We start from the raw sequence: 14,909 nt of genomic DNA, 5'->3' as shown, positions 1-14,909 counted from the left end.
CTTTTCCAGAGTTAATCTTCATTCAGCAAGTTTTTAACTGATCAATCTACAATTAACATTTTTTTATATTCTTTTGGGGTAACGCCTTTTGCCAGCTTAAAAAATTTGTTAAAATTAGAAAGACTGTTAAAGCCACATATGTAAGCCATTTCGCTTATTTGATGATCACTTTCGGCTATTAATTTACAGGCATGGCCAATTCTTACTTCGTTAACAAAGGTTACAAAAGTTTTCTGGGTACGGTTCTTAAAGTACCTGCAAAAAGCCTGCTTATTCATATTGGTCATCTCAGCAGCATCAACCAGCAATATCTCTTTATTAAAATTATCAAAAACATATTTCAAAATCTTGTCCATTCTATCATTATCTTTTAACTGATAGTTATTGGTATAACCCGGGCTGGCCAGTAAAACATAATCTTTGTTTTGACAAAGCAGGTTTAAAATTTCCAGCACCCCTATTAAACGGGTAATTTCTTCTGTGGCCCTGGCAATTTTTAACAACAAAGGTTTAATTTCCTTTCTGGCCGAAAGGTTAAATTTCATTCCACGTTTAGCCAGTTGAAAAAAGTTTTTAAGCTTTTGTATATTCTCTGGCTCATGGAAAATATCCATTATTTTTTCGGGGTGGACAAAAAGCGAAATTGAATGTGCATGGGTATCTGGTGTAGAATCGCTAAAATACTGTTGGCTATTGTGCCATACATGAGGTAAATTAGAACCTACAAAAATCAGGTCTTCGTTATTAAAATCTTCAATGCTATCACCAATCATGCGTCGCCCCTCACTCTCCACATTATAAGTGAGCTGGCATTCTTCATGAAAATGGAATTCGGTAGAAAAGTAAGGTGCGTCTACAACCTTTATGCCGTACACATCATTTACTTTCCCATCTAGTATTTTGGCGAAAATCGGTTTCATTTGATACAGGTTATTTTCTTGACCATCAGTTTGGCAATATGTCAGTTATTTGGTTAGGAGGAACTCATTTCTGATTTAGCATCCTAAATTACCAATAACGATAGACAAATTTAATAATTAAGCTAATATAACATCACTATTAGCAAATTATACCTCAGTTTATCTCTTTTTTCCTTAATAAATTAGCTATTACAAATACTAACCGAATTAATCAACATGCTTCATCATAAAATTATTATACTCACAGGAGGTGCCGATGGTATTGGCTGGGAATGTGCAAAAGCCTATTCAAAGGCTGGTGCTACTGTTTGTATCCTGGATAAAAACCCAATAGCCGAAAGCAAACTAAACGAGCTTGAAACCGCGCAAAAAATAGCCATAACCTGCAACCTGGTTAATGAAAATGAAGTGGCTGCTGCTTTTGAAACCATCATTCAAAAGTTTGGCAATATAGATGCCATCCATAATAATGCGGGGATTGCACATCCTTCAAAAACACTTGATCAAACCACAGATGCGGAGTGGGACTTGTTGATGAATGTTAACTTAAAGAGCATTTTATATACCACCCGTTATGGCATCGAGCAGCTAAAAAAAACAAAGGGTTGTATTTTAAATACCAGCTCGATGGTAGGTACTATCGGGCAGGACAATCATGCAGCCTACGTAGCCACAAAGGGCGCAATTAATGCCCTCACGAAGGCCATGGCCTTAGATTATGCACCGTACCAAATACGTGTAAATGCGGTTTCGCCTGCGGCGATTAATACCCCAACCTTACAGTTATGGAGCAAAGAACAACCGAACAAAGAAGAAATACAGCATTACTTAGATAAACTTCAACCTTTAGGTGGTATGCCGGCTGGCGACGTAATTGCAGATGCCTGCCTATTCTTACTGAGCGATGCAGCCAGATTTATAACAGGAACCATTTTACCGGTAAGCGGTGGCGCCGAATTGGGGTATAGAACCATCATATAATCCAGATTACGAACATGATAAATAAAATAGAAATTAGCGACAAACGATTTGAACTATCAACCGGTGCGGGCAGTGATGCCATCCACAAAGACCCTCAATACTCCTATGCAGTTACCAACTTAACCAACGAGAATGGCATTACAGGAACAGGATTAGCCTTTACGCTGGGCGCGGGGAACGATTTGGTTTGCAATGCTGCTCAGTTTTATGCCAATAAGCTAAAAGGACAGGATATTGAAGAATTGATGAGCGATTTTGGGCAGACTTTTCGCACCCTATCAAACGAACAGCAATTTAGATGGTTGGGGCCGCACAAAGGTGTTGTACATTTAGGCTTAGCTTCCGTAACCAATGCCTGTTACGATTTGTGGGCAAAAAAAAGAGGTGTACCACTATGGAAACTCCTGATTGATTTAAGTCCCGAAGAAATTGTAAATACCCTCGATCTCTCCTACCTGGAAGATGTACTCACTAAGGAAGAGGCGATAGCCATGCTGCAAAGCCAAACGGATTCAAAAAAATCGAGGGAAGGTATTCTCGATACCGGTTATCCAGGCTACGACACTTCTGTGGGCTGGTTTAATTACGATGATGAAAAAGTACGCGAAAACTGCAAAAAAGCTATTGCCAATGGTTTTACCGCAATGAAACTTAAAGTAGGATCAGCTGACCCCAAACGTGATATCAGAAGGGCAAACATTGTACGCGAAGTTGCCGGCGAAAGCTCAAAAGTAATGTTAGATGCCAACCAGCAATGGACCCTGCCACAAGCCATTTCAATATGTAATGAGCTTAAAAATATGAATCCTTTTTGGGTTGAAGAACCTACACACCCGGATGATGTATTGGCGCACCAGACTTTGGCCAGAGAAATTGCGCCCGTTAAACTGGCTTTAGGGGAACATGTACCCAACCGCATTATTTTTAAAAACTACCTGCAAACTGGCTGTACGGGTTTTGCCCAGGTAGATGCCGTGCGTGTAGGCGGTGTTAGTGAGTTCATCACGATTAGTCTGTTATGTAAAAAATTTGGCGTACCCGTAGTACCCCACGTTGGCGACATGGGACAATTACATCAGCATCTGGTACTTTTTAACCACATTGCTATGGGGCACGAAGCTTTATTTCTGGAACATATCCCCCATTTAAAACAACATTTTAAACATCCGATTAAAATTGAAAAGGGCGTTTACATTACCCCGCAAGAGGCAGGAAGTAGCTGTGATTTAAAATAACCAAAATCTAACCAAATATGATCAGTACAACCGATATTGTAATTACCATTGCCTATATACTTTTTATTGTAACCATAGGTTTATGGACCGGAACGCGAAAAAAGAAAAACGAAGAAACCACCAGTGGTGAATATTTTTTGGCAGGCAAAACCTTGAAATGGCCTATGATTGGTCTGGCATTATTTGCAACAAACATTTCGTGCCTCCATTTGGTAAGTTTGGCACAGAGTGGATTTGACAGCGGGCTTTTAAATGGCAATTTTGAATGGATGGCGGCCTTTACCCTCATTCTTTTAGCCTTGTTATTTATTCCTTTTTATATCCGTTCGGGCATTTCTACTTTACCTGATTTTTTAGAACGAAGATATAACCGCGCCTGCAGAGATTGGCTGGCATTCATCTCCATTCTATCGGCCATCATTATTCACATTGCCTTTTCTTTTTTAGCAGGTGGTATCGTACTCGAAACCCTATTTGGCATCGACATGTATGTAAGCATAGTGGTAATCGCCTTACTAACCGGACTATATACGATTATAGGTGGCTTAAGGGCTGTAGTCGTTACCGAAACCATACAAAGCTTGGTGCTCATTACCGGCGCCATTATCATTACCTATTTTGCCTGGAATAAAGTTGGCGGCTGGGATCATATGACGGCGATACTACAGAAAGAAAATGCCATGGATAAACTCAGTATGATACGCCCGATTGGCGATAAAAGCGGAATGAGCTGGATAGCCGTATTTTTAGGCTATCCCGTTTTGGGTATCTGGTATTGGTGCGCCGATCAAACTATTGTGCAGCGTGTTTTAGGTGCAAAAGACGAAAACCATGCCCGTGTAGGCTCGTTATTTTGTGGCTTTATCAAAATTTTACCGGTATTTATTTTCGTGCTTCCTGGTTTATTTGCCTATATCTTATATAAATCGGGCACGATGGATTTATCGAGTTTACAAACTGTTGGTAGTAACGGTGAAACCGTATTAAACACCAAAGGCATTTATACTTTAATGATTACCCAGCTTTTGCCAAAAGGATTGGTAGGTATTTTGGTGGCCGCATTATTATCAGGTTTAATGAGTCAAATTGCAGGTGCCTTAAATTCTATCGCTACGCTAAGCAGTTATGATTTATATAAAAGATTTAAACCCGAAACCAGCGATAAAAAATTAGTGAGCGTAGGTCGTTGGTCGGCGGGTATTGCCTTAACCGTTTCAATAGGCCTGTTGCCGTTACTAAATAGCTACGAAAGTCTTTTCAATGGCATCAACGATGTAATCGCACATATTGCCCCTCCCATCACCTGCGTGTTCTTATTGGGCGTATTCTGGAAAAAAGCATCTGCAAAAGGGGCGCAATATACTTTACTGCTGGGCTCCATTATTGGCGCTGGTGTTTTTGTGGTAAACAAAGTTTATGGAACAGAAACGATAATTGGTCAAATCCCCTTCATGATGATGGCTTTTTACCTGTTCTGCATCTGTGTGTTGATCCAGGTGGTATTTTCTCACATCTATCCGGTGAAACACACCGCTCAAAGTGAAACCTTGTATTGGACCTCTATTTGGGAACCGCTGAAAAGCAAAGGCTGGAGCGGTATTGGAAACTACAAATTTCTATCGGTGCTTTTATTGGCCATAATGGGTGTCTTGTATGTTTATTTTAAATAATGTGTACATTAATTAGGAAAAACTATAGCACCATAAGTAAATCAAACTAGGCAGTTAATAAATAACATTTAAAAAAATTAAATATATGATACAATTCAAATATCCCTTACCCTACAAAATCATTAACCGTATCACTTTAGTATGCGTTTTAGCCTTTACAATGGCTTTACAGGTTGCTGCGCAATCCAAAAATAATAAACCGTCGCCAATAAACGATTTTATGGATAAACGCTTCGGCATGTTTATTCACTGGGGGCCGGTAAGTTTACGCGGCACCGAAATTGGCTGGAGCCGTGGTGAGCAGGTTCCAACGGAAGATTATGACAATCTTTATAAAGAATTCAATCCGGTTCTGTTTGACGCCGATGCAATTGTAAAAACAGCAAAAGATGCCGGAATGAAATACCTCACCATTACCGCTCGTCATCACGATGGGTTCTGTTTATGGCCAACAGCCTATACCGACTTTAACATCACCAACACACCATACAAGAAAGATATTGTTGGCGCATTAAATGAAGCCTGTAAAAAACAGGGGATTAAATTCTGTATTTATTACTCGGTATTAGACTGGCACCATCCTGATTACCCAATCCACTCGCCAAAAAACCAAACGATTGATCCCAAATCAGACATGAGCCGTTATGTGGTGTATATGAAAAACCAGTTAAAAGAACTCATTACCAAATATGATCCTTATATGCTCTGGTTTGATGGGCAATGGGAAAAACCCTGGACAGACGAAATGGGTAAAGACCTGTATGCCTATCTCAAAAATTTAAAACCAACCATCATTATCAATAACCGATTGGGAAAAGAGTTTGCCGCATTGGAGAATAAAAACATTGATGTTTCTAAAATGATAGGTGATTACGACACGCCTGAACAAGTAGTAGGAAAATTAAATATGCAAATGCCCTGGGAAAGCTGTTTTACGATTTGTAACCAATGGGCCTGGAAAGCAAATGATAAAATGAAACCCTTAAAACAGTGCCTCGAGATTATTTCGAAAACGGCAGGTGGCAATGGCAATCTTTTATTAAATGTTGGTCCGATGCCAGATGGTAGAATTGAAGCCCGCCAGATAGAACGTTTAAAAGAAATTGGCGATTGGTTAAAAACCAATGGCGAAGCCATTTATGGTACTTTAGGTGGCCCCTACCAGCCTAATGGTGAATATGCTACCACCAGAAAAGGAAATAAAATCTACCTGCATGTATTAAATTCCAGCCTGACTAAGCTTAGTTTAAAAACTATCCCAGGTTTAAAAGTTAAAAAAGCGTACCTGTTAGATAAACAACCTGTTAATGTAGTGCATAAGGATGATATTTCAGTGCAGCTTCCTGCTAACCAGGCCAGCCAGTCAGATTATATTGTGGTGCTGGAATTAAACGGAAACACCGAAAATATTCCAATTGTTAAATAAACCGATATTTAAAAAAGGCAAATATGAAAATTTTAAAAGCAATGTATTTCCTGGCATTAGCCTTCGTGCTAATGGCCTCCGCCTGTAACCCACCTGCAAAAAATGATAGCAAATCATCAAATACAGCAAACAAAGTATTACGTTATGGCAGTATTACAGGACTGAAACCCGAAAAAATGGCTTATTACAAAAAGTTACATACAGCAGCCTGGCCAGGGGTATTAAAAAAAATAACCGAATGCAACATTCATAATTATTCCATTTATTTAAAAGAAATTGAAGGCAAACCATATCTTTTTAGCTACTTCGAATATACCGGAACTGATTTTGCTGCCGACATGAAAAAGATGGCAGCTGACACCACTACGCAACGCTGGTGGAAAGAAACTGCACCAAGTCAAATCCCTTTGCCCGATGCCGCCGCAAAAGGTGAAACCTGGAGTGCTATGGAAGAGGTTTTTCACCATGATTAATCTTACAATAAATAGCTCAATAACTACTTATGATAAAGAAAATACTACCCTTCCTGCTTTTGCTGCTGATCATATTTAGCTCAAAAAAAGTGTTATCCCAGTCGAACCAGCATGACAAAATCTGGTATACCAGTCCTGCTAACGCGAGTACAAAAGACAATCCAAATGGCTGGAAAAGTGATCCTGAATGGTTAAAGGCACTGCCAATTGGCAATGGGTTTTTAGGGGCAATGGTATTCGGAGATGTAAACCAGGAACGAATACAACTTAACGAAAAATCTTTATGGAGCGGGAGTCCGCAGGATAGTGATAACCCGGAAGCAGCAAAATACATCCCCGAAATAAGAAATCTCCTTTTCGCAGGAAAATATAAGGAAGCCGCAGCATTGACCAACAAAACCCAGGTATGCAAGGGTAAAGGCTCTGGACAGGGAAATGGTGCAAATGTACCTTTTGGCTGCTACCAAACACTGGGTGATTTATGGCTGGATTTTGGAAAAAAATCTACTTTTAAGAATTATTACCGCGAACTAGACCTGATTACGGGGGTAGCATTAACCAGATACGAGCAAGATGGCGTTAAATACAAGAGAGAAGTTTTCTCGAGTTATCCCGATCGGGCTTTGGTGATTAGGCTAACGGCCGACAAACCTAATGCTTTATCCTTTTCATTATCGCTAAACAGGCCCGAAAGATTTAATACCGTGGCCAAAAACGGTCGTTTAATAATGAGCGGGATTTTAAATAACGGTAAAGATGGTGATGGAATGCGCTACAAAGCTTATGCTATACCACAACTTACAGGCGGAACAATAAAAATCAACGGAAATTCCTTACAGGTAACCAAAGCCACTTCGGTTACCATCATATTAACGGCCGCTACAAATTACCATTTGCATTATCCGGATTATACCAATGCGAATTTTGAAAGTGAATTAAATGTTATAACCCAAAAAGCAGCTGCCAAAAATTATGAATTATTACGCAAAAGGCATGTAGCAGATTTTTCATCTTTTACAAAAAGATCCTCTTTAACGTTAAATAACAGTACGAATAATCTTCCTACAAATGAGTTGATGACCAAAAATGTACAAAGCCAAAATGAATCGGCTCTTTATGGTCTTTACTATCAATATGGACGCTATCTTTTATTATCATCATCGCGCAAAGGAAGCCTGCCTGCCAATTTGCAGGGTATTTGGGCCAATCAGATACAAACGCCATGGAATGGCGATTACCATACCGATATTAATGTTCAGATGAATTACTGGCCAGCAGAAGTAACTAACCTTTCCGAATGCCAGGAGCAGCTGGTTGATCTGGTTTCGTCACTTTTAGAACCAGGCAAGCGTACTGCGAAAATCCAATACCAAATGAATGGCTGGGTATTACATCCCATTACAAATGTTTGGGGTTATACTTCTCCGGGAGAACATCCCAGCTGGGGCATGCATGTAGGCGGTGGTGGATGGATCTGTCAGCATTTGTGGGAACATTATGCCTTTACGAAGGATAAAAATTATTTAACTAAGGTATTTCCTATCCTCAAAGAAGCAAGCAAATTTTACTTAGACTGGCTGGTAAAAGATCCAAAAACAGGTAAATTGGTATCAGGTCCATCTCCATCGCCAGAAAATTCATTTTTAGCACCTGATGGTGCCAAAGTTCAGATCAGTATGGGGCCTACCCACGATCAGGAGGTGATTTACGAATTATTTAGCAATACATTAAAAGCAGCCAATATCTTAAAAAATGATGATGCTGAATTTATAAAAAAGCTGGATGATGCCAGACTAAATCTCGCCGGCCCGAAAATAGCTTCGGATGGAAGATTAATGGAATGGGCAGATGAATTTAAAGAGCTGGAAGTACAGCATCGCCATTTATCGCACTTGTATGCACTCTACCCTGGCAACCAGATTACGAAAGATAAAACACCTGAATTGGCAGAGGCGGTAAAAAAATCGTTGGAAGTTAGAGGTGATGCTGGTGTAGGATGGACATACGCCTGGAAAATTGCACTGTGGGCAAGATTAAATGACGGTAACCGTGCATTTAAAATACTAAACGCTCAATTGCGGCCAACGGATGATACCGATACCAAATACAGTGCAGGTGGTGGAAGTTATCATAACCTTTTTGATGCCTGCCCTCCTTTTCAGATAGATGGAAATTTTGGTGTAATTGCTGGTATAACTGAAATGTTGATGCAAAGCCATGAAGATTTTATAGCGCTATTACCCGCATTACCAAGCCAGTGGAAAGATGGCCATATAAAAGGCCTGGTTGCCAGAGGTGGTTTTGTGATCGATATGCAATGGCACAACAACAGTATTTCTACAATTACTATCGTTGCGAAAAACGGTGGTGAATGTTTAATCCGTTATCAAAATAAAACAGCAAAACTGCAAACCAAGGCCGGTGGGGTTTATAAACTTGCGCTTTCAGATTTTAAATAATTTTAATAAAAAATCGGGATGCGTTTAAATGCACATCCCGATTTTTTCATTTAGTTTAGGCTACCGCTACGTCTTCTTTTACTACACCATCGGCAATGTGCAAAATCCTGTTTCCATATTGCGCATTTTTTTCGGAGTGCGTAACCTGAATAATGGTAATGCCATCTTCCTGATTTAACTTTTTAAACAGGGTCATGATCTCATCTGCCTGCGCCGATTGGAGGTTACCGGTTGGCTCGTCTGCTAAAATAATGGATGGTTGCGCGGCCAATGCCCTTGCAATACCAACCAATTGCTGTTGCCCGCCCGAAAGTTGATTCGGGAATAAATCTTTTTTGGCCACAATATTAAAACGGTCTAACAGGTCGGCAATTCTACTGGCCCGCTCGGCGCTACCCACTTTTTTATATAGTAGCGGGGCTTCAATATTTTCGTAAACGGTCATTTCATCAATCAAGTGGTAAGCCTGAAAAACAAAACCAATGTGATTTCGGTAAAGTTCAATGCGTTTGCGCTCATTTAACGAGGTTACATTCTCTCCCAGAAATTCATACGAACCATAAGTTGGCTCTTCAAGCATGCCAATAATATTAAGCAAAGTAGATTTCCCCGCACCCGATGGGCCCATAATGGAAACAAATTCACCTTGTTTAATACTGGTGGTAACTAAACGCAACACATAATTTTTAATGCCTTTGTTTGCGTAATATTTTTCGATGTTATTAAGTTGTATCATATTTTTTAGGGTTTGGCGTATAGCGGTTGGGGGTTAGCGATAAATCTACACTAAGCGCCAAACGCTACACGCCAGTTTATTCATATTTAAGTGCATGTACCGGGTTGCCATTGGCTGCTTTTCTCGCCTGAATACTAACGGTTAATGCCGAGATCACTACTGAAACCATGGTGGCCATCAAAAATGGATAAACCGGCATATCAATTCTATAGGCAAAACCATCGAGCCATTTTTTAATTAAAATATAGGCTATCGGCCAGCTGATTAAATTGGCTACAGTAACCAAAATTAAAAACGATTTATTTAAAAGATTTACAATCTGAATATTAGATGCGCCCAAAATTTTTCTTACCGCAATTTCCTTAGTACGGCGTTTGGCAATGAATGTGGATAGGGCGAACAAACCTAGTAAGGACAGTGAAACAGAAACTGCACTAAACAGGATAATCATTTGCATAAAGCGGTTATTTTCTTCCAGGATGTTCGAAAAAGCTTCATCCATCGATTGGTAGCGAAAAGAAAAATCTGGATAGCTTTTTTTCCACTCCGCCGCGATATTATCGATAATTCCTTTATAGTTTTTCGTATCGAAACGTACCAACATATTGTTTGTATTGGATGTTCCGCCTAAGCTGGTTACTTTGTAAACCGTTGGCAATACCGTTTTGTCAAAACCCTCATTGTGGTAATTTTTGATCACGCCGACCACCTGAAAAGTAATCATCTTACCTTCATAATCTACTTTTGCATAAGTTTGGCCAACCATGTTTTTACCTAGTAAATTTGCTGCAGCTTCGTTAAGTATAACTGAGTTAATGGTATCTTGCTTATATTCTTTAGAAAATAATCGCCCCGAAATTAACTTAACCCCCAGGGTTTGTAAGGCATCCATTGTAACCGTTACTCCATTAAGATTAATGTTGTTGCCTTTATAAATGATTTCGCTTTTATTATTAAAGGCATTTCCCATTACCTGGGTTGTGGTAGATACGTATTGGACACCTGGAATACGTTTAATCTTCTCCGCAAAATTTTGGTCGTAACCTGTTTGAAGGTTAATCAATTTATCGCGGTCAAAACCTAAATCTTTCTGGCTAATGTATCTGGTTTGCATCTGCATTACCCCTATCGCGATAATAAAAGTTACAGAAATGACAAACTGAAAGACAACAAGCACATTACGCAGGGCGAGCCCCTTAAAACTACTCCCGTAATTGCCTTTAAGAACTGCAACGGGATCATAATTAGATAATATCCATGCGGGATAAAAGCCTGCCAAAAGTGTTACCAAAGCAAAAAGCCCTAAAAGCTGCATGCTTAAACCAAGCAAATGATCATTGTGCCAAAAACTTAATTCAACATTAAACTGATGATTAAATGTCGGTAACAAAACCTCTATTAAAATAATGCTTAAAAATAATGAGATCATGCTTTGTAGTGCAGATTCGATTAAGAATTGAGATATCAACTGTTTTTTATATGAACCTAATACTTTTCTTACACCAACCTCTTTAGCTCTTTGAACCGATTGTGCTGTGGCCAGATTCACAAAATTGATAATAGATACCAACAGCAAAAAAATAGAAATCCCGATTACAGGCTTCAACTTGCTTAACCAATCAATAGCAAATGGAGGATTCGCATGAACATCTTTTAATGCAATAGCTTTAAGTCCCGGTTTTTTCCCGTTTTTGTAAACATCTTCAAAATTGATTTTTTGCTCGGCAAATGATTTTTTCTTAAAGTCTAAATATACCTTTTGCAAAGTACTATTTGCAGTAAGCGTATCTATTCTGTTAGCCGATTTTGCATACACCTGGTTATAATGCGAACTACCCGGCTGATCGGGATCATGATCCTGATCTCCTGTATGACTTATTCCATTAAAAGTTACACTTTCAGGGGTATTAACATCAGCAACCACTCCGGTAATTTTCAAGGCTGTGCCCTTGTCATCCCGCCACCTCACCAATTTAAACTCTTTCCCTAAAACACGGTCCGTACCATAAAGTTTAATGGCCAAACTTTGCTTTAAAACTACCGTATTCGGTTCTTTCAGGGCGTTTTCTCTATTTCCCTGAATAAATTTATAAGGAAAAACATCAAAAAATGCAGAGTCGGCATCTTTAATTGATTTTACAATAATTGGATCAGCATGGGCTAACTTGACTGAAAACCCGTTTCCCCACTCAGAATCGACCTTTGTGATGGCACTAAATTGTGGTGCCTTTTCTTTAATTAAGGCTGCAACACGCGAATTGCTGATTTCCTGCCAATGATCCTGATTATCGGGCGTAAAAAAATCATGTTTCTCTCTGATCTGATAAACGTTCTGCAGATCAGGCGACCAGGTATCATAACTTTCTTCGTGATTGATATATAAGAGCATCAATACAAAAGCGGTTAAGCCAATAGCCAAACCACCAATATTTATGGCTGCATAAACTTTGTTTCTAAGTAAGTTTCGCAATGCGATTTTTAAGTTGAGCTGGAACATAAGGTGTAAGGTTTAGCGGAGAGCGGTTGGCATTAGCGATAAATCTACGCTAAGCGCCAATGGCTAAACGCCAGTTTATTCATATTTAAGTGCATCAATCGTATTTGCAGCTGCTGCTTTATAAGAGCGGATACTGACGGTAACCAAAGTAATTGCCATCGAAATCAGCATGGCGAGCGCAAAAGGCCAGATGCTGATGTCGATCCGATAGGCAAAACCGGATAACCATTTCGAAATAAACAGGTACGCAAGCGGCCATGCCACCAGGTTGGCAATAAAAACCATTAAAAGGAACGATCCATTAAGCATCCTAACCAATTCGATGGTCGAAGCGCCTAGAACTTTTCTAATGGCCACTTCTTTAGTGCGTTGTGCCGCAACAAATGATATTAAACCAAATAAACCAATAAAGGAAATAAAGATAATTACCCCCACAAACACTTTAAACAGGGCGCCCATTATTTTTTCCGTTTGATAATATTCACTTATTTTATCATCCATAAAAGTAGCGCCGTATACATACTCAGGCAGTACATTGTTCCAGGTATTTTCTATGGCCTTCATGGCAGGTAAAATAAGTTTACTATCGAGCTTTACCGCTATCGTGTTATACGATTCCTTATCGCTACTGATCAAAATCGGAGAAATGGGCTCATGCAGGCTCATGTTGTTAAAATCTTTAACCACACCGATAATATTGCCTATTTTACCATGAACCCGAATGGGTTTACCAATCGCATCATTGTAGTTAACCACATTGAGTTTTTTTAATATGGTTTCGTTGACTACGAATTCTTTGAGTGTATCACTTTTAGATAAACCTTTCCCGGCAATAATTTCTAAACCAAATGTTTTAAAATAATTTTCGTCACCGGTTTTGGTATTGGCCTGAAAAGTTGATTGTACTGTTCCATTATACCTGAAATTACTTTCATTATTAAAATCGGAAGATGGTGCTGCACTGCAATAACTGCTTGATATTACACCTGGAATTTTACTGATCCGATCTTGCAAAGTATGGTACCGGGTAATGGCGATGCTATCAAAAGGGACATCAATTAGGGCTACTGCTGTAGGGATAAAACCAAGAGGTTTCTCCCGCATATAACTCATTTGCCTTAATACAACCAAAGTGCCTATAATGAGTATAATGGTGATGGCAAATTGTACCACCACGAGAACTTTCCGCAAACTTAAACCTGCAGCGTTTGCTGTGATTTTATTTTTAATGGCTAATGCGGGACTATAACCAGACATCACCATTGCAGGATAAAAACCGGCTAAAAAGCTTACGACTAACACCAAAGCCACCATAAATATCAATATGATCGGGTGTTCGATTATACTAAATGAAATATGGTCCTTAAAGAGGCTTTGCATCCCGGGCAAGGCCGCTTCTGTTAAAACACATCCTACCAATAACGATATGACTGTTATTGTTAATGTTTCGGTTAGAAACTGTACAATTAACTGCCTGCGCAAACTGCCCATCACTTTACGTACACCAACTTCTTTCCCTCTGCTTACCGCCTGTGCAGTAGCAAGGTTTATGAAATTGATACATGCAGTTAACAACAAAAAAGCACCAATTATGGCCAGGCCATAAAGTTCTTTCTTTGGCATTACTTTATTTGCAAAATTGCCCAGGTCTGCATTGTAATGAATATCTCTCAGTGGCTGAAAACGATGCCCTTCTTTCGAAACAGCATCTTTTTGATAATATTTAGTGATAAACTGAGGGAGGTTTTTACTTGCATCATCAATAGAAACACCTTCCTTTAATAAAACGTAACATTCGGAATTAGAAGAAACTGTACCCCAATTGGTAGACTCTGGTCTTGCCTGATTCAGATATGTTTTATAAGAGATGACTACCTTCAGCGGAAAAGAGCTATTATCGGGGGTTTTGGCTATAATGCCAGTAACTTTAAGGTTTTCTTTATTTCGAAAATTAATACTTTGCCCTACTGCCTTATGCCAATCTCCAAAAAGTTTATCGGCCATATCATCTGATAAAACAACAGTATTAGGCTGGCTCAGCGACTGGCGTGGATTCCCTTCGAGCCATTTAAAGCTTAAAATCTCAAAAAAATCGGGCTCAGCATAATGCACACTTTCAGAAGTTTTAATTCTTTCTTTTCCCGATTCATCTTTCACTTTAATGATCCCTCCACCTGCCTGAATTGCAGCAACTTTATCAAATTGTTGTTTAAAATCATTGCGCATAGCTGCCGGAAGAGGTCTGGGCGTACCTGGAGATTCGAAAAAATTATCAGGGGTAGTCCAGCCACTTATGACGCGATATATGCGCCCCTCATTTTTAAAGTTTTCGTCAAAACTTAACTGGTAACGGATAAAAATAAAAATGAGGATACAACTCGCCATACCTATTGATAGGCCAAGAATGTTAATCAAGGTATAACCCTTGTTTTTCCAGAGATTTCGCCAGGCGATTTTTAAATTGAGTTTAAACATAAGGTGTAGGGTTTAGGGTGTAGGATTTAGGGTTTAG

At 39.3% G+C, this 14,909-nt stretch carries 10 protein-coding genes; 6 read left to right on the top strand and 4 right to left on the bottom strand.

What is annotated here, in order from left to right:
* Positions 1-41: 41 nt before the first annotated feature.
* Positions 42-920, bottom strand: coding sequence for an AraC family transcriptional regulator (locus AC07YT_RS07070; RefSeq protein WP_086545388.1), 879 nt, complete (start codon positions 918-920; stop codon positions 42-44).
* 216 nt (positions 921-1,136) lie between these two features.
* Here AC07YT_RS07070 and AC07YT_RS07065 point away from each other — a divergent pair, with 216 nt between their 5' ends.
* From AC07YT_RS07065 to AC07YT_RS07040, 6 genes are all read left to right on the top strand, one after another.
* The gene (locus tag AC07YT_RS07065) at positions 1,137-1,901 is read left to right on the top strand and encodes an SDR family NAD(P)-dependent oxidoreductase (RefSeq protein ID WP_494945251.1); all 765 of its coding nucleotides are present in this window, start codon (positions 1,137-1,139) and stop codon (positions 1,899-1,901) included.
* A gap of 14 nt (positions 1,902-1,915) precedes the next feature.
* Positions 1,916-3,136, top strand: a complete 1,221-nt coding sequence (locus tag AC07YT_RS07060) for an enolase C-terminal domain-like protein (protein WP_086545386.1) — start codon at positions 1,916-1,918, stop codon at positions 3,134-3,136.
* A 17-nt stretch (positions 3,137-3,153) separates the two neighbouring features.
* Positions 3,154-4,806: a sodium:solute symporter gene (locus AC07YT_RS07055; RefSeq protein WP_086545385.1), complete on the top strand. Its 1,653-nt coding sequence runs from the start codon at positions 3,154-3,156 to the stop codon at positions 4,804-4,806.
* 85 nt (positions 4,807-4,891) lie between these two features.
* Positions 4,892-6,232 (top strand): alpha-L-fucosidase, encoded by a 1,341-nt coding sequence (locus AC07YT_RS07050; protein ID WP_086545384.1) that lies wholly within the window; start codon positions 4,892-4,894, stop codon positions 6,230-6,232.
* 23 nt (positions 6,233-6,255) lie between these two features.
* The gene (locus AC07YT_RS07045; protein WP_086545383.1) at positions 6,256-6,705 is read left to right on the top strand and encodes an L-rhamnose mutarotase; all 450 of its coding nucleotides are present in this window, start codon (positions 6,256-6,258) and stop codon (positions 6,703-6,705) included.
* A gap of 29 nt (positions 6,706-6,734) precedes the next feature.
* Complete coding sequence (locus AC07YT_RS07040; protein ID WP_086545382.1) at positions 6,735-9,164, top strand: glycoside hydrolase family 95 protein; 2,430 nt, start codon at positions 6,735-6,737, stop codon at positions 9,162-9,164.
* Between the two features lie 55 nt (positions 9,165-9,219).
* Here AC07YT_RS07040 and AC07YT_RS07035 read toward each other — a convergent pair whose 3' ends face one another.
* The 3 genes from AC07YT_RS07035 to AC07YT_RS07025 form a co-directional block, all read right to left on the bottom strand.
* Positions 9,220-9,900: an ABC transporter ATP-binding protein gene (locus AC07YT_RS07035; RefSeq protein ID WP_086545381.1), complete on the bottom strand. Its 681-nt coding sequence runs from the start codon at positions 9,898-9,900 to the stop codon at positions 9,220-9,222.
* A gap of 76 nt (positions 9,901-9,976) precedes the next feature.
* The gene (locus tag AC07YT_RS07030; protein ID WP_086545380.1) at positions 9,977-12,397 is read right to left on the bottom strand and encodes an ABC transporter permease; all 2,421 of its coding nucleotides are present in this window, start codon (positions 12,395-12,397) and stop codon (positions 9,977-9,979) included.
* A gap of 75 nt (positions 12,398-12,472) precedes the next feature.
* Positions 12,473-14,872 (bottom strand): ABC transporter permease, encoded by a 2,400-nt coding sequence (locus AC07YT_RS07025; RefSeq protein WP_086545379.1) that lies wholly within the window; start codon positions 14,870-14,872, stop codon positions 12,473-12,475.
* Positions 14,873-14,909 lie beyond the last annotated feature (37 nt).

The sequence above is a fragment of the Pedobacter sp. GW460-11-11-14-TSB4 genome (assembly GCF_059423705.1).
Note: the sequence above shows the minus strand (reverse complement) of the source record. Positions and strands in the feature narration are given on the sequence as shown.

What these genes read in the sequence shown, in the direction of transcription:
- AC07YT_RS07060 (WP_086545386.1), top strand. Translation starts at nt 1,916, where the DNA reads ATGATAAATAAAATAGAAATTAGCGACAAACGATTTGAACTATCAACC.
- AC07YT_RS07025 (WP_086545379.1), bottom strand. Translation starts at nt 14,872, where the DNA reads ATGTTTAAACTCAATTTAAAAATCGCCTGGCGAAATCTCTGGAAAAAC.
- AC07YT_RS07050 (WP_086545384.1), top strand. Translation starts at nt 4,892, where the DNA reads ATGATACAATTCAAATATCCCTTACCCTACAAAATCATTAACCGTATC.
- AC07YT_RS07055 (WP_086545385.1), top strand. Translation starts at nt 3,154, where the DNA reads ATGATCAGTACAACCGATATTGTAATTACCATTGCCTATATACTTTTT.
- AC07YT_RS07040 (WP_086545382.1), top strand. Translation starts at nt 6,735, where the DNA reads ATGATAAAGAAAATACTACCCTTCCTGCTTTTGCTGCTGATCATATTT.
- AC07YT_RS07035 (WP_086545381.1), bottom strand. Translation starts at nt 9,900, where the DNA reads ATGATACAACTTAATAACATCGAAAAATATTACGCAAACAAAGGCATT.
- AC07YT_RS07065 (WP_494945251.1), top strand. Translation starts at nt 1,137, where the DNA reads ATGCTTCATCATAAAATTATTATACTCACAGGAGGTGCCGATGGTATT.
- AC07YT_RS07045 (WP_086545383.1), top strand. Translation starts at nt 6,256, where the DNA reads ATGAAAATTTTAAAAGCAATGTATTTCCTGGCATTAGCCTTCGTGCTA.
- AC07YT_RS07070 (WP_086545388.1), bottom strand. Translation starts at nt 920, where the DNA reads ATGAAACCGATTTTCGCCAAAATACTAGATGGGAAAGTAAATGATGTG.
- AC07YT_RS07030 (WP_086545380.1), bottom strand. Translation starts at nt 12,397, where the DNA reads ATGTTCCAGCTCAACTTAAAAATCGCATTGCGAAACTTACTTAGAAAC.